This is a genomic window from Streptosporangium sp. NPDC023825 (assembly GCF_040639575.1).
In the GTDB taxonomy this organism is placed as follows: domain Bacteria; phylum Actinomycetota; class Actinomycetes; order Streptosporangiales; family Streptosporangiaceae; genus Streptosporangium.
Map to the genome: position 1 here is coordinate 81,137 of NZ_JBFAAE010000029.1, position 21,860 is coordinate 102,996.

Annotated in this window: 21 protein-coding genes, 1 other RNA gene and 3 pseudogenes; 10 read left to right on the forward strand and 15 right to left on the reverse strand. The window is 69.9% G+C overall.

All coding sequences use genetic code 11. The features are described from left to right. Positions 1-33: 33 nt before the first annotated feature. Positions 34-429: RNase P RNA component class A (gene rnpB / locus AB0G15_RS24445), an RNA gene on the forward strand. A 140-nt stretch (positions 430-569) separates the two neighbouring features. Here the strand turns inward: rnpB and AB0G15_RS24450 are convergent. The 3 genes from AB0G15_RS24450 to AB0G15_RS24460 form a co-directional block, all read right to left on the reverse strand. Continuing rightward, positions 570-1,205 carry a hypothetical protein gene (locus AB0G15_RS24450; RefSeq protein WP_362843840.1) on the reverse strand — a complete coding sequence of 212 codons (636 nt, stop codon included), beginning with the start codon at positions 1,203-1,205 and terminating at the stop codon, positions 570-572. Positions 1,206-1,501: 296 nt separating this feature from the next. Next, on the reverse strand, positions 1,502-1,846 hold the full coding sequence (locus AB0G15_RS24455; RefSeq protein ID WP_362843843.1) for a hypothetical protein: 345 nt from the start codon (positions 1,844-1,846) through the stop codon (positions 1,502-1,504). Positions 1,847-2,112: 266 nt separating this feature from the next. Beyond that, positions 2,113-2,487: a VOC family protein gene (locus AB0G15_RS24460; RefSeq protein ID WP_362843845.1), complete on the reverse strand. Its 375-nt coding sequence runs from the start codon at positions 2,485-2,487 to the stop codon at positions 2,113-2,115. A 981-nt stretch (positions 2,488-3,468) separates the two neighbouring features. On the opposite strand from AB0G15_RS24460, the gene AB0G15_RS24465 reads away from it, so the two are divergent. From AB0G15_RS24465 to AB0G15_RS24475, 3 genes and pseudogenes are all read left to right on the forward strand, one after another. Then, entirely contained in the window at positions 3,469-4,458 is a 990-nt protein-coding gene (locus AB0G15_RS24465; protein WP_362843848.1) for an aldo/keto reductase, read from the forward strand. Positions 4,459-4,465: 7 nt separating this feature from the next. Continuing rightward, complete coding sequence (locus AB0G15_RS24470) at positions 4,466-5,308, forward strand: helix-turn-helix domain-containing protein (protein ID WP_362843851.1); 843 nt, start codon at positions 4,466-4,468, stop codon at positions 5,306-5,308. Positions 5,309-5,331: 23 nt separating this feature from the next. Further along, positions 5,332-5,475, forward strand: a pseudogene (locus AB0G15_RS24475) (Imm21 family immunity protein); the annotation flags it as partial. A gap of 107 nt (positions 5,476-5,582) precedes the next feature. On the opposite strand, the gene AB0G15_RS24480 reads toward AB0G15_RS24475, so the two are convergent. From AB0G15_RS24480 to AB0G15_RS24515, 8 genes are all read right to left on the reverse strand, one after another. Next, positions 5,583-6,569 carry a zinc-dependent alcohol dehydrogenase family protein gene (locus AB0G15_RS24480; protein WP_362843853.1) on the reverse strand — a complete coding sequence of 329 codons (987 nt, stop codon included), beginning with the start codon at positions 6,567-6,569 and terminating at the stop codon, positions 5,583-5,585. An 81-nt stretch (positions 6,570-6,650) separates the two neighbouring features. Beyond that, positions 6,651-7,247, reverse strand: coding sequence for a TetR/AcrR family transcriptional regulator (locus tag AB0G15_RS24485; RefSeq protein ID WP_362843856.1), 597 nt, complete (start codon positions 7,245-7,247; stop codon positions 6,651-6,653). Positions 7,248-7,472: 225 nt separating this feature from the next. Continuing rightward, complete coding sequence (locus AB0G15_RS24490) at positions 7,473-8,483, reverse strand: alcohol dehydrogenase catalytic domain-containing protein (RefSeq protein ID WP_362843859.1); 1,011 nt, start codon at positions 8,481-8,483, stop codon at positions 7,473-7,475. Between the two features lie 318 nt (positions 8,484-8,801). Then, the gene (locus AB0G15_RS24495; protein WP_362843861.1) at positions 8,802-9,908 is read right to left on the reverse strand and encodes a hypothetical protein; all 1,107 of its coding nucleotides are present in this window, start codon (positions 9,906-9,908) and stop codon (positions 8,802-8,804) included. Next, a complete protein-coding gene (locus tag AB0G15_RS24500) occupies positions 9,898-12,120 on the reverse strand; it encodes a xanthine dehydrogenase family protein molybdopterin-binding subunit (protein WP_362843864.1) in 2,223 nt (740 codons plus the stop codon). Before AB0G15_RS24500 ends, AB0G15_RS24495 begins: the two co-directional genes overlap by 11 nt. After that, positions 12,117-13,118: a xanthine dehydrogenase family protein subunit M gene (locus tag AB0G15_RS24505; RefSeq protein WP_362843867.1), complete on the reverse strand. Its 1,002-nt coding sequence runs from the start codon at positions 13,116-13,118 to the stop codon at positions 12,117-12,119. The genes AB0G15_RS24500 and AB0G15_RS24505 overlap by 4 nt, the downstream gene beginning before the upstream one ends. 4 nt (positions 13,119-13,122) lie before the next feature. After that, positions 13,123-13,617, reverse strand: a complete 495-nt coding sequence (locus tag AB0G15_RS24510; protein WP_362843870.1) for a (2Fe-2S)-binding protein — start codon at positions 13,615-13,617, stop codon at positions 13,123-13,125. A gap of 36 nt (positions 13,618-13,653) precedes the next feature. Next, complete coding sequence (locus AB0G15_RS24515; protein WP_362843873.1) at positions 13,654-13,881, reverse strand: alcohol dehydrogenase catalytic domain-containing protein; 228 nt, start codon at positions 13,879-13,881, stop codon at positions 13,654-13,656. Between the two features lie 173 nt (positions 13,882-14,054). Between AB0G15_RS24515 and AB0G15_RS24520 the strand changes: the two genes are divergently transcribed. Next, positions 14,055-15,008 (forward strand): helix-turn-helix domain-containing protein, encoded by a 954-nt coding sequence (locus tag AB0G15_RS24520; RefSeq protein WP_362843876.1) that lies wholly within the window; start codon positions 14,055-14,057, stop codon positions 15,006-15,008. A 192-nt stretch (positions 15,009-15,200) separates the two neighbouring features. On the opposite strand, the gene AB0G15_RS24525 is transcribed toward AB0G15_RS24520, so the two are convergent. Next, positions 15,201-15,680 (reverse strand): lamin tail domain-containing protein, encoded by a 480-nt coding sequence (locus AB0G15_RS24525; RefSeq protein WP_362843879.1) that lies wholly within the window; start codon positions 15,678-15,680, stop codon positions 15,201-15,203. Positions 15,681-16,095: 415 nt separating this feature from the next. Continuing rightward, complete coding sequence (locus tag AB0G15_RS24530; RefSeq protein WP_362843881.1) at positions 16,096-16,593, reverse strand: MarR family transcriptional regulator; 498 nt, start codon at positions 16,591-16,593, stop codon at positions 16,096-16,098. Between the two features lie 110 nt (positions 16,594-16,703). Here AB0G15_RS24530 and AB0G15_RS24535 point away from each other — a divergent pair, with 110 nt between their 5' ends. Together AB0G15_RS24535 and AB0G15_RS24540 are read left to right on the forward strand one after the other, a co-directional pair. Continuing rightward, entirely contained in the window at positions 16,704-17,144 is a 441-nt protein-coding gene (locus AB0G15_RS24535) for a hypothetical protein (RefSeq protein ID WP_362843883.1), read from the forward strand. Positions 17,145-17,215: 71 nt separating this feature from the next. Then, a complete protein-coding gene (locus AB0G15_RS24540) occupies positions 17,216-17,629 on the forward strand; it encodes a nuclear transport factor 2 family protein (RefSeq protein WP_362843886.1) in 414 nt (137 codons plus the stop codon). Positions 17,630-17,658: 29 nt separating this feature from the next. Here the strand turns inward: AB0G15_RS24540 and AB0G15_RS24545 are convergent. Next, positions 17,659-17,805 (reverse strand): annotated as a pseudogene (locus AB0G15_RS24545) (IS630 family transposase); the annotation flags it as partial. A gap of 68 nt (positions 17,806-17,873) precedes the next feature. Beyond that, positions 17,874-19,112 carry an MFS transporter gene (locus AB0G15_RS24550; RefSeq protein WP_362843889.1) on the reverse strand — a complete coding sequence of 413 codons (1,239 nt, stop codon included), beginning with the start codon at positions 19,110-19,112 and terminating at the stop codon, positions 17,874-17,876. Positions 19,113-19,264: 152 nt separating this feature from the next. On the opposite strand from AB0G15_RS24550, the gene AB0G15_RS24555 reads away from it, so the two are divergent. The 3 genes and pseudogenes from AB0G15_RS24555 to AB0G15_RS24565 form a co-directional block, all read left to right on the forward strand. After that, positions 19,265-20,179, forward strand: coding sequence for a LysR family transcriptional regulator (locus AB0G15_RS24555; RefSeq protein WP_362843892.1), 915 nt, complete (start codon positions 19,265-19,267; stop codon positions 20,177-20,179). A 553-nt stretch (positions 20,180-20,732) separates the two neighbouring features. Next, entirely contained in the window at positions 20,733-21,623 is an 891-nt protein-coding gene (locus AB0G15_RS24560) for a peptidase inhibitor family I36 protein (RefSeq protein WP_362843895.1), read from the forward strand. Between the two features lie 34 nt (positions 21,624-21,657). Next, positions 21,658-21,860 (forward strand): annotated as a pseudogene (locus AB0G15_RS24565) (hypothetical protein); the annotation flags it as partial.

The window sequence follows — 21,860 nt, forward strand, 5'->3', positions numbered from 1 at the left end:
GCTTGGGAGCCGTTAGGCTTGGAACACGGCGGACGAGCCGGCCGGGCGGCCGCGTCGGGTCTCTTCTGAGACCCGCCGAGGAAGGTCCGGGCTCCACAGGGCAGGGTGGTCGGTAACGCCGACCCGGGGTGACCCGCGGGAAAGTGCCACAGAGAACAGACCGCCTCGTCGCGAGACGAGGTAAGGGTGAAACGGTGGTGTAAGAGACCACCAGCGCCCACGGTGACGTGGGCGGCTCGGTAAACCCCACCCGGAGCAAGGTCAAGAAGGGGCGCTCTCCGGAGCGTCCCGCGCGCGACGCTTGAGGGCTGCCCGCCCGATGCCGCGCGGGTAGACCGCTTGAGGCCGCCGGCAACGTCGGCCCTAGATGGATGGTCGCCCCTTCACGCGAGTGAAGGACAAAACCCGGCCTACAGGCCGACTCGTCCGCCCTGCCCTCATTCGACCTGCGATGGAGCCTTCGCTGGGCAAGATCAAAGCGGCCAGAGGGCGCAGTCCTTTGAAACCATCGAACCACCCAAGGGTGGAAAGAGTTCGCTGGTTCTCTGTGGTATTCGGCGCGTGTCGGATCACAGGCCAGACGCGAACGGGCCGTCGTATGGCTTGGCCTCCGTAGGAATGCGGTAGAAGGCGCGGGTCGCCGTCCACCATTTCCGGTCGGTGAAGCGGCCCGTGATGCGGCCCATCATGCAGAAATAACTGTGCAGATAATCATCGTACGTTTCATGTCCACCGAGCTCCAGCCCTTCCGCCAGAGGCTGGTAATCGGGGAGGTCCACGGGTTCACCCGGCTCCTGCGGCGGAGTGACGTCGCCGAGCATCTCACCGTCGTAGTAGAGGTGCAGCGGCGAAAGCCCTGGACCTACTTCCCCCGTGTATTCGATTTCGAATACCCGCCGCTTTCCCAGACTGGGGAGCCCGAGGGGATGCAAGTACAGGTTGAAAGCGAAGAGGTGTGTCCAACCGGGTGCGTGCGGGCCGATCCAGATTCCCACCTCCGGGTGCCCGCTGTAAACGCTCTCCAGTGTGTCCAAGCCGCACTCCACGCGTGACTCCGGGTCGACCTTGAACAGCAGGGCCAGTTCCTCTGGATCGACACCCTCGACCCAAAGGGCGTGAAATGCGTTCTCCAGTCCCTGCCCGTATTCGGCCAGCAGGTCCCACTGGTTCTCTGCCGGAAGATCCTGCCTGAAATCAGGTGTCACCGTGTGTCCTCTTCTCATGATGACGGGGTTGCACGGCGCCGGACCGTGCAACCCCGTTCTTCATTTGCTGATCGTCAGTCGACGATCTTAACCCAGAATGGGCTGTCGCTGGTCTTGGTAGGAGTATTGACAGGATCGTAGTTGAGCAGTCGGTAGTAACCGTAGAACATCTGCAACGCCTTGCCGTGCAGTCTGTTGTGGTTGTAGCGAACCGCCTGGACCGAGTAGTTGATCCTGTCCTTGTCCGACCCCTTCTTGGTGGAGGCGAAAAGATACTCGTCGCACTGCGTTTCATTTCAATTCCAGCCATACTGCTCGTACACGTCCTCGGTGTAGTGCTTGCAGTAGTTGGCCCTTGTCCGCAATGAGTAGTTGTTGTCCGCCTCCACTGTGAACGGGAATCCCGAGAAGACATTCCGATTCTTTACGTCGCCGCCCTTCGGCCCTCCCCGCAGTGCCGTTCGCTGGACGGTGTTCCGGGGCACCGCATGGTTACCCGGAGTGGCTTTGGGCAGTTCGCCGCCCAGCGGCCCCTTGATGGGAGGACGGGCCTTCACCCGGTTGGCGGTCGTTTCTCCCGGGCGTGGCGGAGGGTACGTCAACTTGTTCGTCGCGGGATCCAGCGCCTTCTCAATATGCATCTGCGGGCGGTGGCAGGTAACGTCAAACAACGAGAGCGTCCTTGCAGCTCAATGCCCTGATCGTAGATTCCGTCGCAGGTCGTGAGTCCGCACCCTTGATTCAGAGGGCGCTGAATTCCGGCGACCACAGGTCCGGATCGGCGTCGAGCCCTTCGGTGAAGAGGGTCGAGACCAGAAAGTCGTGCAGGTAGGTCGGTGACTGCATGGTTGCTCGGCTTTCGAGGAGAATCGGTCCGGGTTCTGGCGGTAGACAAGCCGTGGCCGGTTCAGCTTGTACCGTGACCACCGAAGACGATGCAGAACGGGTGGCCGACGGGATCGGTGAAGACGCGAAAGCCTGTCTCACGTTCTCCTGGGACACGGGTGGCACCCAGAGCAAGGAGTTCCCGCTCGGCCTGGTCGGGGTCACTCACACGAACATCGAGGTGCATCTGCTGGGGATGCGCCGGGTCGGGCCAGCGCGGCGGAACCCATGGGGTCGCCCTTTGAAAGGCCAGCTGTCGAAGACCGGGTTCCAGGCCGATGACCACCCAGCCGTCGATGTCCTCGTTGATCCTCATGTCGAGCACCCGGCAGTAGAACTCCGCGAGAGTGCGCGGGTCCGGGCAGTCGATCACTGTTTTTTCGAGACGTCCGATCATGCATAGAGAATGCCAGAATAAGGACAGATTCCCTGCCGCCCGTAGCCAGAGCCGGGACGAAGAGCGGTAATCATCCCGACCCTCGGAGAGCAGGCTGATCGTGCAGAAATTTCCTGCCGGATAGTAGGGGTGTAGGGCGCGACGCCCTTAACCCCCCGGGTCAACCCCCATGAGGAGATGAGGCGTAGAGCGCCTCTTCCCGTGTCAGGGGAAAGAATCTCAGGCACCTTCAACCCCGCCCGGTACTTCGTCTAGGGGTCACCGCTTGCGGGCCTCCTGTTCTCGGTGCCGAGCCTGCTGGGCTCTTCCCTCATGGTGGCTGGATTAGACCCGGGGGAGCGGGTCGGCACGGGGTCAGCACAGTGCCCCTGAACGGGCTGGAACAGGCACCGATGCAATGGAAGGGCCTGGAGAGCCGAAAATAGGCGTCTACCAGGCCCTTCGTGATTCTGTGCAGCCAGTGATATTGGTCGTTTAGCGAGTGGTGTACTTATCCGGCCTACAGGCCGACTCGTCCACCCCTCCCCTCTGACCTGCGGTGGAGCCCTCGCTGGGCAAGATCAAAGCAGCCGGAGGGCACAATGGGGGCACATCCACGTGAGCCCGCCGCGGTGAAGGCGTGGTCCAGGGCCGGGCGAGCCCGCTCGGACGCCTCCGGGCCCGCCCGGGTGCATCGAAGCTCCAGCGATCTCAGCGCGGTTCACCTTTGCGCTCTTCACCCAGGCTGGAGCCGTATTCGGGGTACATCACCCGCGTGCGACACATCCTCACCGCCGCAGGCGCCAGCCTCATACGCCACAGGCCTCGTCGAGGCCGTGAACCCGGTCGCCCAGGCGCCCGGGAACACCGAGGCAGGCAACGTCGTCCTGCGAAGACGGGGCTAGGGAGGACGCTGAAAGATTTCCACACCGGCCGCATGCTTCTCACATGGCAGCCGGACGGGGCGGGCCCGACAGGAGAAACGGACGATCAAACATGGGCATGAAGGCGCATTCGGTCGGCAACCAGGGCTTGGTGACCTCGATCGAGGGACTCGGCACGATGGGCATGACCGCGATGTACGGCACTCCCGACGACGCGGAGGCTGTGGCCACGGTGCACCGGGCGATCGAGCTCGGTGTGTCGATGTTCGACACGGCGGACATGTACGGCCCGTTCAGCGGCGAGGAACTACTGGGACGGGCGGTGTCGGCCCACCGTGACCAGATCGTGGTGGCCACCAAGGGCGGTGGCGTGACCCTTGACGAGACGGGGAAAATCGTCGGTGGTCCGAACGGCCGGCCCGACTACCTGCGCCGGTCGATCGAGGGGTCGCTCCGCCGCCTGGGCACGGATCACATTGATCTGTACTACCTGCACCGGGTTGACCCGAAGGTGCCGGTGGAGGAGTCCTTCGGCGCTCTGGGGGAACTGGTCGCCGAGGGGAAGGTGCGCTACCTGGGGATCAGTGAGGCGTCGGCGGAGAGCATCCGCGCGGCTCACTCCGCCGCTCCGCTCTCCGCGGTGCAGACGGAGTACTCGCTGTTCACGCGCACGGTGGAGTCCAACGGTGTGCTGGACACCGTACGGGAGCTGGGCATCGGGTTCGTGGCGTACTCGCCCCTGGGGCGCGGGTTCCTCACCGGTGGTCTGCGTTCGGTGGAGGGGTTGCCGGAGGGGGACTTCCGCCGCACGGCCCCCCGCTTCCTGGGGGAGAGCCTGGAGCACAACCTCCGGCTGGTCGACAAGGTCCGGGCGATCGCCGAGAATCGTGGTGTCATGCCTGGTCAGTTGGCGCTGGCGTGGGTGCTGGCGCAGGGTGTGACCGCGATCCCCGGCACCAAGCGCCGGGTCTACCTGGAAGACAACGTCGCCGCGGCAGACCTCGTGCTGGACGCCGAGACGCTCACGGCGCTGGACGAGGCGATTCCGGCCGGCGCCGTGGCGGGCGAGCGTTACGCGCCGGTCGCGATGAGGGCGATTCAGGAGTGAGCGCATCGTGAAGCACGGCGACGTGGGTAGTTTTCTGAGGGCCCGTCGGGAGGTCCTGCGGCCGGCGGATGTCGGGCTCGTGCCCGGCGGACGCCGGCGCACGCCCGGCCTGCGCCGTTCCGAGGTCGCGTTGCTGGCCGATGTGTCCGTGGACTACTACGAGCGGCTGGAGCAGTCCCGCAACGCCAAACCCTCCAGGGCACTGCTGGCGAGCCTGGCTCGGGCATTGCGGCTGTCGGTGGACGAGCGCGATCATCTCTACCGCCTGGCGGGCTATCCGCCGCCCCGGTTGGGCGCGACCGGCGGCTATGTCGACCCGGCGATGATGTTCCTGCTCGACGCGCTGACCACGGTGCCCGCGCACATCATCGACGACCTGACCAACATGCTCGCGCAGAATCGGCTCAGCCACGCGCTCATCGGCTCATGGGCACACGGCGGCGGCGACCGCGCGGGCAACGTGACCTGGCGCTGGTTCACCGATCCGGCGTCGCGTGCCCTCAACGTTCCCGAAGAGTACGAGGCGATCGGGCGTGGCTACACGGCGGACCTGCGCGCCGCCGCCGCTCACCGGGGCCGGGACGCCGTCAGCGACCAGCTCATCGCAGATTTGGCCGAGGCCAGCGAGGAGTTCCGCCGTTACTGGGACGACATGGAGGTCGCGCCCCTGCGGTCCACCCTCAAGACGCTGGTCCACCCGCATGCCGGGCAGTTGGACGTGCAGTGCGATTTCGTGCTCAGCTCCACCACCGGGCACCGCTTGGTGATCTTCCGGCCCCAGCCCGGGTCGGCCACCGCGGAGAATTTCGAGTTTCTGGACGTCCTCGGCCGGCAGTCCTTCGAAGGCTGACCACCGTTGGCGGGCCATCTCGCCTGCGGTGTCGCGAACGCACCACGTCATGGGAAGTGCGAGAGCCGGTCGTGCTCTTCGACTCCGCGATTCCCGGCGCTGAGTCGGAGCCCGGCGATCGGCTCGTCATCGATCTCGATCCTGGGGAGTACAGGGTCCGGGCCACCCGTACGAAGGACGAGGGCGACTGGATGATCTTCTTGTGCGAGAGCCCGGCGCTCTCGGCGCCCTTCCACGCCCCGAGGACACACTCTCAGGGAAACCGGAGCCGGGCTCACTCCTCGACGTCGATGACCACCTTGCCCCTGGCGGTGCCGCTCTCCACCGCGGCGTGCGCGTCGGGGACGGTGGCGAGGGTGAAGTGCCGGGTGTCGAGCAGGGGCTTCAATGCCCCCGAGTCGGCCAGGGAGGCCGCTTCGCGAAGGATCTCCCCGTGATGCTCTCGTCCTCGGCCGGTCAGCATCGGCAGCAGGGTGAAGACGCCGGAGTAGGTGGCGCCCCGGAACGACAGGGGTGCGAGGCTGTGGCTCCCCCAGCCCAGAGCGCTGAGAACATGGCCGGTGTAGGTGCGTACCGCGGCGAACGAGGCGTCGAGGGTCGCTCCGCCGACGGTGTCGTAGACGATGTCGAAGCCCTCGCCATCGGTGTGCCGGGCGACGTACTCGTCCACCGATGTGGTGGTGTGGTCGATCGCGGTGGCGCCGAGACCCTCGATGCTCTTCAGGCTTCGAGGCGATCCGGTCGCGTAGACCTCGGCGCCGCGAGCGCGGGCGATCTGGACGGCCACGTGTCCGATGCCGCCGGCACCGCCGTGGATCAGCACCTTCTGGCCCGCGCGCACCCGCGCCCGGTCCACGAGGCCTTCCCACGCGGTGATGACGACGAGCGGCAGCGCCGCGGCCTGCCGCATGCTCAGGGACCGCGGCTTGTGCGCGAGCAGCCTGGCGTCCACGGCGACGTACTCCGCGAGCGAGCCCTGGAGGTCGCCCACCCCGCCGGTCAACCCGTACACCTCGTCGCCGGGGGTGAAGCCGGTGACCTCCGCGCCGGCCTCCTCCACCACACCGGCCAGGTCCATGCCGAGCACGGCCGGCAGGCGGCTCTTGGCGTGGCCGGCCCTCCCAGCCCGGATCTTGGTGTCCAGCGGGTTGACCCCGCTCGCCTTGACCTTCACCAGCACCTGGCCCGGGCCGGCGACGGGTTCGTCGATCTCGCTCAGGACCAGGGGGGTGTCGAACTGCTCAAGTACTACCGCGCGCATGGTGCCGCCTCGTTTCGTGTGTTCTCGATGAGCCGATGGAGTGTGATCGGGCCGTCGGTGCCGTTCAGGCCCGAAGGCAGGTCATTGGTCCGCGCCTGCGTGGCGGCCGGTGTGGGCGGCGACGAGCCGGACGGCCATGTCCTTCGCGTCGTCCACGACCGTGCGGTCCTGGAGGAGCCGGCCGGACGCGAGAGCGCCGTCGATGAGGAGTCCGATGTGGCGGGCGAGCGCCCGCGGGTCGTCGGCTCCGGCCTTCGAGCCGAGCTCGGTCAGCCAGTCCTGGCGGCGTCGCACGTGCTGGACGGTGATCGCTCGTGCTTCCGAGTCCATCGGGGCTTCGACGCCGGCGCTGACGAACGGGCAGCCGAAGAAGCCGTGCCTGTCGAAGGCGTCCTGGAGCGCGTCGAAGAGTCCCGCGAGCTGGTCGCCGGCCGCGTCGCCGGCGCGCTCCGCGGCGGCTTGCAGCTGCGCCATCCAGGAGTCGTCGGTCCTGCGCAGGTAGGCCGCGACGAGGTCGTCCTTCGTGCGGAAGTGCACGTACAGCGTGGACTTCGCGACACCCGATTCGGCGATGACCTGATCGATGCCGACTCCTCGCAGCCCGTGGGCGTAGAACAGCTCGGCCGCCGTGGCGAGGATCTTCTCCACCGTGTTCGTCTTTCTCGTCTTCGTCACCATGACCTGCCTCCTTAATCGAACAGACTAGTACGTTCGATTAAGGAGGCGGATCCGGGGTCCTCTTACAGCGCTCCCGCCCCGGCGACCACGTTCTGATCACCGCCGCGTCCTCCAGCGTCGGGATCGCCGCCATCCAGACCGCGCGCCACAAGATCGTGGTCACCGTCCGGCACTGACTCCGCCGGCCCGGCACTGACTCTCCGGCACTGACTCCGCCGGCGGCGGTCAGCCGAAGGTGATGACGGACCGCTTGCCGGCGTGACCCCTGGCCATGGCGGCGAGCGCCGCGTTGGCGTCGCGCAGGCCGATCGAGGTGAACTCGGGCAGGATGTCGTGCGCCGCCGAGAACGCGAGGGTGTCGCGCATGTCGTGCGGGGAGCCGGACGGGTTGATCATGGCGTGCAGCCGGTTGAGGGCCATCGGCCGGGTGGGCAGGGTCAGCGGCTCGGGGCCGTACCCGACCAGCACGAGCGTGCCGTCGGGCGCCAGACCGGTGAACGCCGCCGCAGCCGCCGAGGTGGACGGGGCGGCGTTGAAGATCAGGTTCGCGCCGCCGTCCCAGGCCTTGAGCGCCTCGGCCGGGTCGGAGTCCTGGGTGGCGATGAACCGTTCGGCGCCCATCTCCCTCGCCGCCGCCTCGCCCCGGTCCGACCGGCCGATGACGGCTACGCGGGCTCCCATGGCGACGGCGTAGCGGATCGCCAGCGAGCCGACGCCGCCGGCGCCGATGACCGCGACGCGCGAGGTGGCGGTGATCCCGCCCTGCCGCAGGCCGTTGAAGGCGGTCAGGCCCGCGCACATCAGCGGGGCCGCCGCGACCGGGTCGAGCCCCTGGGGCAGCGGGGTCACGAAGTCGGCCTTGAGGACGGCGTACTCGGCGTAACCGCCGTCCATGACGATGCCCGTGATGCGCTTCCTGGGGCAGAGGATCTGCTCGCCGCGCACGCAGTGGTCGCAGCGACGGCAGGAGTCGCCGAGGAACTGGGCGCCCACGGACGTGCCGACCTCGGGCCACGACACGCCGGGACCGGCAGCGGCCACCACGCCGGTGATCTCGTGGCCGGGCACGACCGGGAAGCGGGCGATGGGCCAGTGGCCCTGAAGCAGGTCCAGGTCCGTGTGGCAGACTCCGCACGCGATGATCTTGACGAGCACCTCGCCCTGCCCGGGTTCGGGCACCTCGCGTTCGGTGAACGCGAGCGGCTCGTCGACCGCGGTGGCAACGGCGGTAAACATGAGTATACCTCAATTCTGTTATCTTTTTGTGATAATCGTGGTCCTGGAAGCCCGGACGGGGACGGCACGAGGCCGGTGGGCTGGACGACCGCCACCTCGATGAGCGACCTCTCCGTCGAACTCCGGGAGAACGGAGGCTCGGCGTGGACGACGTGGACGACGTGGACGATCACCAGCGGATGCCGGTTCGGCCGCCCTCCGCCCGTACGGGCAGCCCCGTGGCGCTCCGGACGACCCTCGCCGCCGTCGCCGGCCGGCGCGCTGCGCTGCCTGGGCATGACCCGTTGAGTTACCGCCGAACATGACGCGCCCGCGCGTTCATCCGGGTGGCCGGGTACGCGCCGGCCACCGTCGCCACACCGCGACGTGCAGGATCACCGCGGTGCTCAGCGCGTTCAACGTGACCTGCGTGCTCCAGCCCCATTCGCGCTCCTGCGGCACGCCGAGGGCGTGGGCGAGCATCGGCAGCGACCAGCCCAGCAGCGCGGTGAGCGTCGCCGCGACCGACAGGACGATGGCGCGGCCCGGCGCGAGCCGGTCGGTCATCCGGATCGCCGGCCATCCCTCGAACAGCATGGACACCAGCAGGACGCAGCCGATACCGGTGCCGGCGACGGCGGTGATCCGGGTCCCCGGCCAGGCGAGGCCGTCGGCGGCGAGCAGGTAACCGCCCCACCCGCAGGCGATCACGACCACGTTGCCGAGCAGCAGCCGCAACCACCTCCGGCCGATCCGCGTGAACGGCCAGCCGCGCAACGCGACATAGAAGATCATCTGCCACAGGCCGATCGACGTGAACCAGGCACCGTAGTTCTCCGGCGGGACCGCGTGCGAGCGCACCGCGACGGCCAGCCAGGCGATCAGGCCGAGCGCCCAGCACAGCACCAGGGCGGCGAGGCCGGCCGGGACGCGGCCGAAACCGTCGAGCGGCCGGCGCTCGCAGACCAGGGTCAGGTGCAGCATGATCGTGAAAATGCCGCCGGCCAGCGGCTCCGTGGCCGGATATGCGCCGGGGTCCGGCGTGAACACGCCGATCAGGTCGGGCCCGCTGACCACGAGCCGGCCGAGCGCGGCCAGCACTACGCCGCCGGCCGCGACGATCACGGTGTCGTACAGGCCGGACCAGGGACGCGGGAGCAGCGTGCCGGGCCAGTCCTCCCACCAGAACGCGATCATCGCCATGACCGGCAGCGCGAACGTGATGATCGGCCCGAGCAGGATCAACGAGTGGAAGGCCCCGCCCGCGCCGACGGACAGCAGCACGGTCACGGGGACGACGAAGGCCAGGCCGATCAGGCCGCGCAGCGGCTGGTGCCGCCTGGCGTCGGCCAGCGCGGCCGGGCTGAGCGCGTCCGGCCGGCTGACCGACGGCCGGTTGCCGGGAGCGTCGGCGGGCGGCACGGCCGTCAGCGGTTCAGAGGACATTTTCCAGCCGGATCGGCAGCCGGCGTATGCGCCGGCCGGTCGCGTGGTGCACGGCGTTGGCGATCGCCGCCGCCACCCCGACCATGCCGACCTCGCCGACGCCCTTCACGCCGAGCGGGTTGAACAGCAAATCGGGTTCGTCGATGAACTCGACCTCGAGCCGGTGGACGTCGGCGTTGACCGGCACCGGGTACTCCTCCAACGTGGGGTTGAGGAACCCGCCGAAGCGGTCGTCCACGTCGCTCTCCTCGCGCAGCGCCGCGCCGATCCCCATCACCACGGCGCCACGGACCTGGCTGGCCGCGGTGACCGGGCTGGCCACCCGGCCGCAGTCGGTGACGCTGACCACTCGAGGCACCCGGACGCGCCGCGTGGTGGGTTCGATCCTGACCTCGACGAAGTGCGCGACCCAGCTGAACGTGACGAACTCCGGGTAGACCGGCCCGGCGTAGGCGAGGAAACCGCCGTCGAGCTGCTTGAGGACCTGCGGGGTCTGGCCGGGCGCGAGCGTGGTGGCCTCGGCCGTCACCACCGGCCTGCCCGTGGCGCGGACCGCGGCCGGGATGTCCACGTCGCCGGGGGCGGTGACGCCCAGGGCCTCGCGCAGCTCGTCGACGGCGGCCCGCACGGCGGGCAGCGCGCTCGCGGTACCCCAGGAACCGGCGGTGAGATGCTGCGGCACCAGGCGGGTGTCGCCGACCTGCACGATCACCTTGCTCACCGGCACGCCGAGGTCGCGTGCGACGAGTAGCGCGATGGCCGAGCGGATGCCCTGGCCCATCTCATGGCCGCCGGCGGCTACGGTGACGGTGCCGTCCTCCGCCGCGGAGACGTGCGCGACGACGGGCACGATGCTGCCCGGATAGCAGCCGGCCGCCACCCCCCAGCCGAGGATCGAACCGTCCTCGGCGATCATCGATCCCGGCTCCGGATCGCGTTCGCCCCAGCCGAACCGGGCCGCGCCGCGGCGCAGGCACTCGGCCAGGTGCCGGCCGGAGAACGGCAGTCCGGTGACCGGGTCGACCGCGGCGTCGTTCGCCAGCCGCAGCTCCACCGGGTCGCGGCCGGTCGCGCAGGCGAGCTCGTCCATCGCGGACTCGAACGCGAAGGCGGCCGGGCTCTCCCACGGCGCCCGCATGAAACCAGGGGTCTGCACGTCGGTCCGCACCAGGCGCTGCCGGCCGCGGAAGGCGGGCACCGCGTAGAGCCGGGAGGTGACCTCGGTGGCCTGGCACGGGAACAGGTCGTGCCGCGAGGTCTGCTGGTCGACCTCGTGGATCGCGGCGAGCAGCCTGCCGTTCTCGTCCGCGCCGAGCCGCACGGTGTGTACAGAGTTCGGCCGGAAACTGCCGTTGTGGAAGGTCTGCGACCTGGGGAGCGCCATCTTGACCGGCCTGCCGAGCCGGCGGGACGCGACGGCGATCGGCCCGAGGTACCCGTACAGGGCGTTCTTGTTGCCGAACCCGCCGCCGATGTAGGGCGAGCTGACCTCGACGTCGGCCGGGTCCAGGCCGAGCTGGGCGGCCAGGCCGAACCGCACCGCGTTCGCGTTCTGGGTGCTGTCGTCGACGATGAGCCTGCCGCCGTCCCAGCGCACGACGCCGGCGTGCGGCTCCATCGGCACCGCGTGCTGCGCGGGGTGCTCGTAGGTGCCGGCGATCCGCACCGGGCTGGCCTCGAACGCCGCGTCCGCGTCACCGACCTTGATGTCGGCCAGGAACGGCAGCGGGATCGCCCGCTCCTGCAGCAGGGTGTCGGCGCCCTCGGCGTCGATCCTCACCGCGAACGGTTCCGGCCGGTACTCGGCCGTGATCAGCCGCGCCGCCTCGGTCGCGGCGACGAGGTCGTCGGCGACGACCAGGGCGATCGGCTGGCCCCGGTAGGCGACGTGGTCGTCGCGCAGTGGCTGCAGGCTCTGCACCGCGTGCCCGCCGGCCATGACGAAGCCGACGTCGCGCAGTTCGTCCGGGCCGAAGGTGGTCTCCACCAGCAGCACGCCGGGCACGGCTGTGGCAGCCGAGGTGTCGATCCGCACGACGCGGCCCTTGCCGATCCGCGCGGTGGCGAACGTCGCGTACGCGACGCCCTCCGGTACGCGGTCGGCGCTGTAACGGGCCTTGCCGGTGACCTTCTCGTAGGCGTCGACACGGCGGGTGTCCGGCGGCGGCGTACCCGTGCCGGCCGGTGCGGCGGGAGTGTTCGTGACGGTCATCCGATGGCTCGCTCTCCTGCGGTGCCCAGCGCGTCGGCGACCGTGCGAATGCCCAGCTCGACGCGGAATCCGTTGGAGGTGCCGGGACGGGCCGCCGCGAAGGCGACCTCCCCGGCGTGGCGGGCGGTCCGCGGGGTCAGCCGCTGACCGAGCAGGCTCCGTTCGGCCTCGGTGGCCCGCCACGGGCGGGTGGCGACGCCGCCGAGCGCGATCCGGCATTCGTCGACCAGGCCGTCGCCGTCGAAGGTCAGGCCGACGGCGGCTGAGGCGAGGGCGAACGCGTAGGACTCGCGGTCGCGGATCTTCAGGTAGGTGGATCCGCGTCCGGCCGCGGTCGCGGGCACCCGGATGCGGACGATGAGCTCGTCCGGGGCGAGCACGTGTTCGCGGGCCGGGTCGTCACCGGGTTCGACGTGGAGTCCGGCGAGCGGCACGCCGCGTTCCCCCCGGGGTCCGGCGACGTCCACCACGGCGTCGAACGCGACCAGCGCGACGGCGAGGTCACCGGCGTAGGTGGCGATGCACGAGTCGCTGCCGCCGAGCAGGGCGTGGCCACGGTCGTGGCCGCCGATGGCGGCGCAGCCGCTGCCCCGTTCGCGCTTGTTGCACGGGAATTCCGGACCGCCGCGGAAGTAGGCGCAGCGGGTGCGCTGCAGCAGGTTCCCGCCGACGGTCGCCATGTTGCGCAGCTGCTGCGACGCGGCGCGCCACAGCGACTCGGACAGGCCCGGGTAGCCGGCCTTGATCGCCGGGTGGCCGGCCACGTCGGCCATGCGCGCGCCGGCCCCGAAGACCAGTTCCCGCTCGCCGACGTCGATGGTGTTCAGTTCGGCGAGCCGGTGCACGTCGATGACCGCGGGCGGTGTCTCGATGCCCAGTTTCATCAGGTCGTACAGGGTGGTGCCACCGGCCAGGATCTTGGTGCCGGGCTGGGCCGTGCGCAGCGCGTCCAGGGCGGCGTCCACGGTGTCCGGCGCGAGGTAGGTGAATGCGCGCATGACCTCACGCCCCGTTCCGCGTCGCGCCCGCGGTCTGCCGCACCGCCGCGACGATGCCCGCGTACGCGCCGCAGCGGCAGATGTTGCCGCTGAGGTATTCGCGGATCTCGTCGTCGGTCGCGGTGTGGCCCTCGGCGATACAGGCGATGCCGGACATGATCTGGCCGGGCGTGCAGTAACCGCACTGCAACGCGTCGTTGTCGACGAACGCCTGCTGCAACGGGTGCAGGCCGCCGTCCTCACCCGCGACGCCCTCGATGGTGGTGACGGCCCGGCCGGTGACCTGGAGTGCGGGCGTCAGGCAGGCCACCACCCGCCGGCCGTCCACATGCACCGTACAGGCGCCGCAGTGGCCCTGGTCACAGCCCTTCTTCGTGCCGGTCAGCGCGAGCCGCTCACGTAACACGTCGAGCAGCGATTCTCTCGGGTCCAACCTGAGCCGGACATCCTCACCGTTGACCGTGCAGACGAACTTCACTGTCGAGTCATTCGTGGACACGTCGCAACCCTTCGTAGATCCTCGGTACGAGTTGCTTTACCGGGGAGTGAACCTGGTGACCGTGAGGCCGATCTCGGCGACCGTGCCGGCGATCTCGTGACCGGGCGCGATCGGCGACGTGCCGCTCCGTCCGGCGTGCGCCCGGTGGATGCCGGAGCGGCGGATACCGGCGGTCCCGATGTCGATCAGCGCCTCGGACCCGCCCACCGGCCGGCGCTCCAGGGGGCCTGACCGCGAGTGCGGCGTAGCGGCAAAGGTCGTCATGGGCCGGCGCTCCTCGGTCGGGTGGCCCCGGGCGGTTTCTCCGGGCACCATTCAGGGTGCTCCGGTCGTGCGGCGTTACCCAGACACCCGCTTTGCCTACGTCCCGTGTGACTACCACCAGCGGGGACAGGCCGGCGGGTCCCACCCGGTATGCCTGGCGCGATACTGGGAGCATGGGTACTCATCCCGGCCCCCGCACCGGCTCGGCGGCCGTGCCGGGGCCCGGCTCGGGATCCGGCCATGAGCGGTCTCTCGACCCGCGCACGGAGCTGAGCGAGTTCCTGCGCACCCGCAGGGCCCGGCTGAAGCCCGCCGACGTGGGGCTCGCCGAGCACGGCCGCCGGCGCCGGGTACCGGGCCTGAGGCGGGAGGAGCTGGCACAGCTCGCCGGGGTCTCCGTGGCCTACTACACGCGCCTCGAGCAGGGCAACGGCCGCAACGTCTCGGTCGAGGTGCTGGACGCGATCTCCGGTGCGCTCGAGCTGTCCGACGCGGAGCACGCCCACCTGCTGCACCTCGCCAAGCCGGAGCAGCACAGGCGGCGGCCCGCGCCGCAGCGCCAGCAGGTGCGGCCCGCGCTGCTGGAGCTGCTGACGGCGATGGAGGGCATACCCGCGTACGTGTGGGGCCGCCGCACCGATGTGCTGGCGTGGAACCGCACGGCCTGCGCGCTCTTCGGTGACTGGGCGGCGCGTGCCTCGCAGGAGCGGAACTGGGCCAGGATCGCCTTCCTCGACCCGGCGTCCCGGCGGCTCTTCGTCGACTGGGAGTCCAAGGCCTACGACGTGGTGGGGAACCTGAGGCTGGACGCCGGCCTGCACGCGGACGATCCGCTGCTCGCGGCGCTGATCGCTGAGCTGTCCATGAGGAGCGAGGACTTCCGGACGCTGTGGGCGGCCCACGACGTCAAGAGGAAATCGCACGGCAGCATGCGGATGATGCACCCGCTGGCGGGTGAGCTGACCCTTCGCTACGAGACCTTCACGCTCCCCGGCGATCAGGACCAGGCGCTGGAGACCTACCACGCCGAGCCCGGCTCGACGTCGGAGGAGGCACTTCGCCTGCTGGCGAGCTGGGGCGCGGACGCCTCCCGGGACCGGCCGGCCGCCGCGCGGGGCCGAGCCTGACCCCGGTCCTTCCGCCGCGCCCCACCGGGGATCACTTCGGTCTGGCCGTCCTCGCCGCCGGACTTCCCGACCACGGGTGGGACGGCTTCCCGGGCGGCGCCGGCGTCGAGGCCGGCCAGGGCGGTCGTGCCCGCGGACCGGGCACGACGACGCCCTCGCTCCGGAGAGCGAGGGCGTCGTCGCGCTGTACGGCTACAGGCAGTTGACCCATTCGACCCGGGAGCTGTTGTACGAGCAGGAGTCGACGAGCTTGCCGGACGGGTTGTGGACGTATCCCGTGTCCGAGGTCTGGTTCCAGATGTACGCGAACGTCCCTCCGGCGCGCCCCCAGTAACGGTTCCTGGCGTCGTCCTTCCCCTTGCCCGTCCGCACGGTGACGGTCTTTCCGGCGCCGAGGGTGAACGCGCCGAACCTGTAGATGTGATCCGTTCGGTTGGTTTTGTCGCGAAGCGTCCACCCACTGAGGTTGACGGCTTTCCTGGTGGTGTTCTTGATCTGCGCCCATTCGCCGTTCAGGCTGCTGTTCGCTCCGAAGTCCGGCGACCCCGGAGAGTTGTAGTAGATCTTCACGATCTGGATCGCCGGCAGCGCGGCGGCCTGCGCCGGCGCGACGGGGACGAGCGCCACGGCCAAAGCGGCGGCGGACAGGGCCAAGGGAATGGAACGCACCATTGAATCCTCAAGCTGGAAGAAGCGGGCAGTGATGAGACGGCCGGCCCAGGTGCGCGGTTGGCCGGTAAACACCGTTTTGTTGGGGGTCTTGGCGCCCCGCGAGGGCAGGGGGCCAGTCCTCCGCCGGGGGCGCCGTCATGTTCACGGCCTCACACGGGTGCCGGTTCCACCTCGGTGGGGCGCGAGGTGTCCCGGACAGGACAGGTGAATGGCGCGGGTGTCCGTTTCCCGACAGGTACTCCGACCGTTGTCGGGGACGGTGATCTTGGAAAGCCGTGCCCGCGCAGGCCGGGCACATGCGGTCGCGTCCGCATGAGAAGAGGCCTGCCGGTGAGGGAGCCACCACCAGGCGTCATCCGTGACGATGGGCCCCGACCCGGCCGGCCGGCTTGTCGCCCATCGTGGATGCCGGGGGTCAGGGGACCTGGGGCGCCTGCCGCGTGTGGTGGTCCAGCAGGCGGGCGAGCAGCAGCACGAACTGGTCGCGTTCGGCGGGGAGCAGCGGAGCGAGCAGTTCTTCGTGGAGATCGTCCAGGACCGTGTCGAGGCGGCGCAGGTGCCGGCGGCCCTGAGCGGTGATCGTGATGACGTTGCGGCGGCGGTCACCCGGATCGGGTGTCCGCTCGACGAGGCCGCGCTCGGCCAGTTCGTTGAGGACGCCGACCATGTCGCTGCAGTAGATGCCGGTGCGTCGGCTCAGCGTCGCCTGGCTGCCGGGGCCGTACTCCTGCAACGAGGCGAGCACGGCGTAGTGCCACTTGCGGGCGTCGGCCTGGGCCAGCCCCTCGGTTATCAGCCGGTCCGACTGCGCGGACATCTGTGACAGCAGGCGGCTGGCCCGTCGGCGCAGTCTGTCCGGGGCCCTGATCTCGCCGTGGTCGGGCATGTCCGCGGCTTCGGCTCTGCTGGTCATGAAACCGAGCCTACCCGGGTTGCGTTAGCCGGACTAACGATGTAACTTCGTTCGTGGCAAAAACGTTAGTGAAGCGAACGTTAATTGCGGAAACGGATTGGAAGGCCATCGTGACGACCGCAGCCCAGACCTTCGGTACCGCGCTCATCGGCCAGACCGAGAAGGCGCTCAACGCGATCCTGGACCGGCAGCTCGCCGGGACCGGCATCACCGAGCCCCAGTGGGTGACCCTCACGCTGACCGTGGCCGGCGGCGGGACCGTCGACCGGGCCGAGCTCATCCACCGCGTCGGCGGCGCCACACGGTTCAGCCAGGCGTCGGTGACCGAACGCATCGCCGAGCTGACCGCCGCAGGGCTCCTGCGCGACGGCGAGGATGGCCGTGTCCAGGTCACCGACGAAGGGCGGAGGCGCTGGACGCAGGTCCGCGCCGCGATCGGCCCGATCACCCAGGGACTGTGGGGCGACCTGCCGGCCGAGGACCTGGCCGCCGCAGGCCGCGTCCTGGGCACCGTCCTGGGCAGGGCCGACGCCGTGCTGGCCGCCCCCTGAACCCTCACTCCTCGAAACCGCCACCCGGCACGAAGGCAACATCGCCGCCCTGCAGAACGAAAGAGGAAGTCATGTCCACGGACACTCTGATCGCCGACCGTATCGAGATCGCCGACCTGCTCACCCGCTTCGCGCTCCTGCTCGACGAGAAGCGGTGGGCGGACGCGGGCACCGTCTTCGCCGACGATGTGGCCGTGCACTCGCCCCGCGGGGGCGAACTCCACGGCATCGACAAGGTCGTCGACTTCATGCGCCGGAGCGAGGTCGAGGGGCAGGAAACCCAGCACACGACCACCGACCTCCTGGTGGACGTCGACGGCGACCACGCGGCCGTCTCGGCGAACTCGACCGTGTACTACTACCGCGATGGCCAGGCACCCCACTTCACCGGCGGCCTGCGACAGCACTTCACCGCAGCCCGGACGCCGGCAGGCTGGCGTCTGCGCGAGGTGCGGATCACGCCCGCCTGGACACGCGAGAACTGATCTCTTCCGGGGGTGCGGACGTCGCGGGCCCGGCCACCCCATCGGAGGCCTTTCTCGATGCGGATGCGGATGCGGGCGCGTTCGCGGCGTTGGGCGACCGGCACGTCGAGGTGGCGGGCGTGGACATCGCGCCGGCGCAGGTGGGCGTGCGGGGCTCGCGTCCGGACCGTCCCGGAAATCGGGGCCTGCGCGGCTCGATCGAGATGCCGCCCCCCGGATAACGTCTGGAAACAGCTGAAGACGATTACTGCGAATGCGGCGACTTCGTGGAGGCGACGACCGCGGCGATGGCACCCGCGGAGAGTGCGACGGCGAAGCCGATCATCGTGGGATGCAGTCCGAGGTGCTTCGAGACGACGCTGAAGGCGATCGAGGGCAGGCCCATGCCCAGGTAGGCGATGACGAAGAACACGGCCAGCACGCCCGCGCGGGACGTGGGCCGGGCGGCACCGGCGCTCTGGCCGACCGACGCCTTGAACAGCAGGCCCGCGCCCGCGCCCGCGATCGCGGCCGCGGTGAGGTAGAGCCACAGAGTGGGGTGGAAGAGCGCTACCGCCGTCAGCGCGAGCCCGGCGGGGAAGAGCACCACCCCGCTCACCAGCATCCGCCCGGGCGACAGGTGCCTGAGGGCGATCTGCGCGACGGCGGAGGCGGCGAAGACCGAGAACGGCGCCAGACCGGCGACCAGGGGCGAGGAGATGCCCAGGACGTCGTGGACGACGACGGCCCCCAGAGAGGAGAAGAAGCCCATCACGGCGAACGAGAAGAAGCCGGTGCTCGCGGCCGCCGCGAATCGCCTGCCGCCACCGGGTCGCAGGGCGAAGCGGGCAGGGACCTCGGAGGCGGCGTCGCGGTCGACGGTCTCGGGGCTGCGGAGCACCAGGATCACGAGCACCAGCGCCGCCGCGGCGAACAGCGCGAACGGGGTGACCAGCGGAGACGGCGCCCATTGGGCGAGCACGCCGGCTGCCAGCGGCCCGAGCGCCAGTCCCCCCAGGTTGGCCACGGCCGCGACGAGTCCGGGCGTCGCCGACCCGGACCGTTCCGGATAGGCCTGCTGGTGGAGATCACCGAGGTAGGCCGTCGCGGTCGAGGCCATGAGCCCCACGGCCAGCCCGGTCAGGACCCGGCCGGCGAGCAGGCCCGCGACCGAGGGCCACAGCACCAGGACCAGCGATGCCGCCACCAGGGTCAGCAGCGCCGGGACGACGACGCGCCGGCGGCCCAGGCGGTCCGACAGATGCCCGAAGAGGAGGAAACCCGCCGCCGCACCCACGACCATCGCCGCGAAGGCGATGGTGACGACGGTGGAGCCGAAGTCGTCGCGCTCGGCGAACAGCGGCCACAGCGGGGTCGGAAGGGTGCCGAAGGCCATCAGCACGGTGAACGCGACCGCGACGAACCAGAAGCCCCGGGCGTGCGCGGCTCGCGTGGCACGTTCCACGACCCGCGGGCGTTCTCGGACGGCCGTGGAGGGCGTCATGGACATGGATCTCCGCTCGGGTGGACTGAACCAGGCGGTCGCCTTCGTGAACGGCCGCGCCCTTGGCTCAACCGCGAAAGCTGTTCCGGCCATTTCCACTCCGGCACAGCTGAATCAGATCGTGACCATCTCCGTCGGAGATAATGACGCTCATGGAACTGCGTCACCTGCGGCATTTCGTCGCCCTCGCCGAGGAGCTGAACTTCACCAGGGCCGCCGCCCGGGAGCTGATCGTCCAGTCCGGTCTCTCGTCCTCCGTGCGCGCGCTGGAGCGTGAGGTCGGCGCGCAGCTGTTCGTGCGCGGCATCCGCCCCGTACGCCTGACGGCGGAGGGGCTGGCCCTGCTGCCCGCGGCCAGGCACACCCTCGAAGCGGCGGCCGCGGCACAGCAGGCGGTACACGACGTGCGCGGGCTGCTGACCGGATCGCTCCGGATCGGCACCTACCCGGTCGACATGCGACTGCTGCCGCTTCCCGTCTGGCTCGCCGACTTCTCCCGCGCCCATCCGGGCCTGGAGATCACGGTCAAGCAGGCCGGAGGATTGACCATGGCCCGCATGGTGGCCGGGGGAGAGCTGGACTGCTCCCTTCTCGATCCACTGCCCGGAAAGGTACCGGGCCTGCGGGTGCTCCCCCTGGCCACCGAGACACTCGTGGTGGCCTGCCCCGCGGGCCATCCGCTCACCTCGGAGAGGGACGTCACGCTGGAGCGCCTGAGCCGGGAACCGTTCATCGAGACCGACCCGTCCTGGACCACCCGGACACGGATCGACTCGGCGTTCGCCGCCGCCGGGCTGAGCCGGCGGATCACCTGCGAGGTGGCCGACTGGACCCTCCTCATGAACCTCGTGGGTGCCGGCCTCGGCGTGGCACTGGTCCCGCCCAGTTGCGCGCGCGCCGCGGGAACGGACTCGCCGGGTGGCGGTCCCGTGGCGCTCCTGCCCCTGGCGGCGGAACCCCTGGTGCGCGAGATCGCGCTCGTCCTGCCCGCGGGGCAGGCGTCGTCTCCGGCCGCCCGCCGCTTCGCCGCCTACACGCAGTCGAAGGTCACCGGCCGCGCGGCCTGACCCGCCCGCCGGGCCCCCGCGTGTGACGCCGGCCCGCCCCTGATCCCTGACCCGGCTGGAGACGCCGGTACACATCGTGGCCGCGGGCCGCTCACCCGCTCGGCTCGACCGGCTGCCGGACGGCCACCTCGACCTGCCCCAACACCGCCTTACGCGGTTGCGGGCCATGCGTCCCGCCCGCCGCCGGACCACCTGTCAGGCGGCGCGTACGCCCGTACGGGGAACCTCTCGGACAGGCTGACAACACGATCTTCTTGTGCACGGCGTGCGCGATCCGAAATTGTGGGCTCCGCCGCGGAAAACACCCCCCAGCGTCCGAAACCAGGAGTAACGATGACGTCGCCCTCATGCGCCGCCCTGCTCGCCTCCCTGACCGGGGCGTGACGGCCTGCCGGGCAGGACGTCGCCCACCGGGCCCGGAGCCGGCCGGTTCGAGGTCATCCACATATCGACCCGGGCACCCGGGTGCCCGTCGGCGGCGTCCCGCACCCGGCGGAGTACCGGCGTCGCCGACCATCCGAAACCCGGGCCGCACAGACACAAGGAGAACCCCATGAGAACGCTTGACAAGATCCTCAGCGCGGCGGCCGCCGCGGTGGTGCTCGGCGGGACGGTGCTCGCCACCGCGGCGCCCGCCTCGGCGGCCGGTCGCAACGGCGTGTGCGAGAGCGGCGAGTTCTGCTACTACTTCAACAGCAACAACCAGGGGTCGGTCTCCGACTTCACCGCATCGGTCGGCGACTACGCCACCACGCAGCCCTCCTGCTACGACTTCAAGGGGCCCGGCGCCGGCAAGGGCAAGTGCATCAAGAACGCCGCCGCCTCCGTCTGGAACCGGAGCGGCAAGACCGTCCGCGTCTACTTCAACAGCGGCCACACCGGCACCTACCAGGACTTCAAGGCGGGCGCCCGGGGCAACCTCACGGCCACCCTCAAGAACCAGAACGCCTCGCACCAGTTCAGCCCGTCGTCGTCATCGCGCAGCAACATGTCGTTCTCGCTGTACACGGCCAGCGGCCGGATCAGCTGCGGCTTCGACGGCTACACCTCCACCGCCGGCCGGCACGAGGGCATCGACATCGTCCGCGGCGTGGGCGCGGACGTTCACGCCCTGGTGGGCGGCCAGGTCATCAACGTCGCACGCGGATACAACGGCAGGGCGGGACTCTCCACGATCGCCATCTACAACGCCTCGCTGAACAAGACGGTGATCTACCTGCACTCCGCTCCGCGGTCCTCCCTGCGCGTGGGCCAGCAGGTCAGCCGCAACCAGGTCATCGCCGACGAGGCGTGGCGCGGGGTGTCGAGCAGTTCATCCGCGCACACCCACATCGAGATGCGCCCCGGACGGCACACGCGTGCGGCCAAGAGCGTCGGCGACCCGCACCTGGAGAACCCGAACCCGACCTCGTTCTGGAACTCCCAGGGCTACAACATCCGATAACGCGCCGCGACCTTTGACGAAGAGGAAGATGACTGTGCCTTCACGAACTGTCCGGCTGATCTCGAGGCTCATCGCGGTGGCCGCCGCGACGGCGCTCGGCGGGACGGTGCTCGCCACCGCGGCGCCCGCCTCGGCGGCCGGCCGCAACGGCGTGTGCGAGAGCGGCGAGTTCTGCTACTACTTCAACAGCAACAACCAGGGGTCGGTCTCCGACTTCACCGCATCGGTCGGCGACTA

Coding starts and splice junctions, on each gene's coding strand:
- AB0G15_RS24530 (WP_362843881.1), bottom strand. CDS start 16,593: ATGACCAGCAGAGCCGAAGCCGCGGACATGCCCGACCACGGCGAGATC.
- AB0G15_RS24495 (WP_362843861.1), bottom strand. CDS start 9,908: ATGTCCTCTGAACCGCTGACGGCCGTGCCGCCCGCCGACGCTCCCGGC.
- AB0G15_RS24465 (WP_362843848.1), top strand. CDS start 3,469: ATGAAGGCGCATTCGGTCGGCAACCAGGGCTTGGTGACCTCGATCGAG.
- AB0G15_RS24520 (WP_362843876.1), top strand. CDS start 14,055: ATGGGTACTCATCCCGGCCCCCGCACCGGCTCGGCGGCCGTGCCGGGG.
- AB0G15_RS24460 (WP_362843845.1), bottom strand. CDS start 2,487: ATGATCGGACGTCTCGAAAAAACAGTGATCGACTGCCCGGACCCGCGC.
- AB0G15_RS24505 (WP_362843867.1), bottom strand. CDS start 13,118: ATGCGCGCATTCACCTACCTCGCGCCGGACACCGTGGACGCCGCCCTG.
- AB0G15_RS24500 (WP_362843864.1), bottom strand. CDS start 12,120: ATGACCGTCACGAACACTCCCGCCGCACCGGCCGGCACGGGTACGCCG.
- AB0G15_RS24480 (WP_362843853.1), bottom strand. CDS start 6,569: ATGCGCGCGGTAGTACTTGAGCAGTTCGACACCCCCCTGGTCCTGAGC.
- AB0G15_RS24525 (WP_362843879.1), bottom strand. CDS start 15,680: ATGGTGCGTTCCATTCCCTTGGCCCTGTCCGCCGCCGCTTTGGCCGTG.
- AB0G15_RS24555 (WP_362843892.1), top strand. CDS start 19,265: ATGGAACTGCGTCACCTGCGGCATTTCGTCGCCCTCGCCGAGGAGCTG.
- AB0G15_RS24490 (WP_362843859.1), bottom strand. CDS start 8,483: ATGTTTACCGCCGTTGCCACCGCGGTCGACGAGCCGCTCGCGTTCACC.
- AB0G15_RS24515 (WP_362843873.1), bottom strand. CDS start 13,881: ATGACGACCTTTGCCGCTACGCCGCACTCGCGGTCAGGCCCCCTGGAG.
- AB0G15_RS24540 (WP_362843886.1), top strand. CDS start 17,216: ATGTCCACGGACACTCTGATCGCCGACCGTATCGAGATCGCCGACCTG.
- AB0G15_RS24455 (WP_362843843.1), bottom strand. CDS start 1,846: ATGCATATTGAGAAGGCGCTGGATCCCGCGACGAACAAGTTGACGTAC.
- AB0G15_RS24550 (WP_362843889.1), bottom strand. CDS start 19,112: ATGACGCCCTCCACGGCCGTCCGAGAACGCCCGCGGGTCGTGGAACGT.
- AB0G15_RS24560 (WP_362843895.1), top strand. CDS start 20,733: ATGAGAACGCTTGACAAGATCCTCAGCGCGGCGGCCGCCGCGGTGGTG.
- AB0G15_RS24485 (WP_362843856.1), bottom strand. CDS start 7,247: ATGGTGACGAAGACGAGAAAGACGAACACGGTGGAGAAGATCCTCGCC.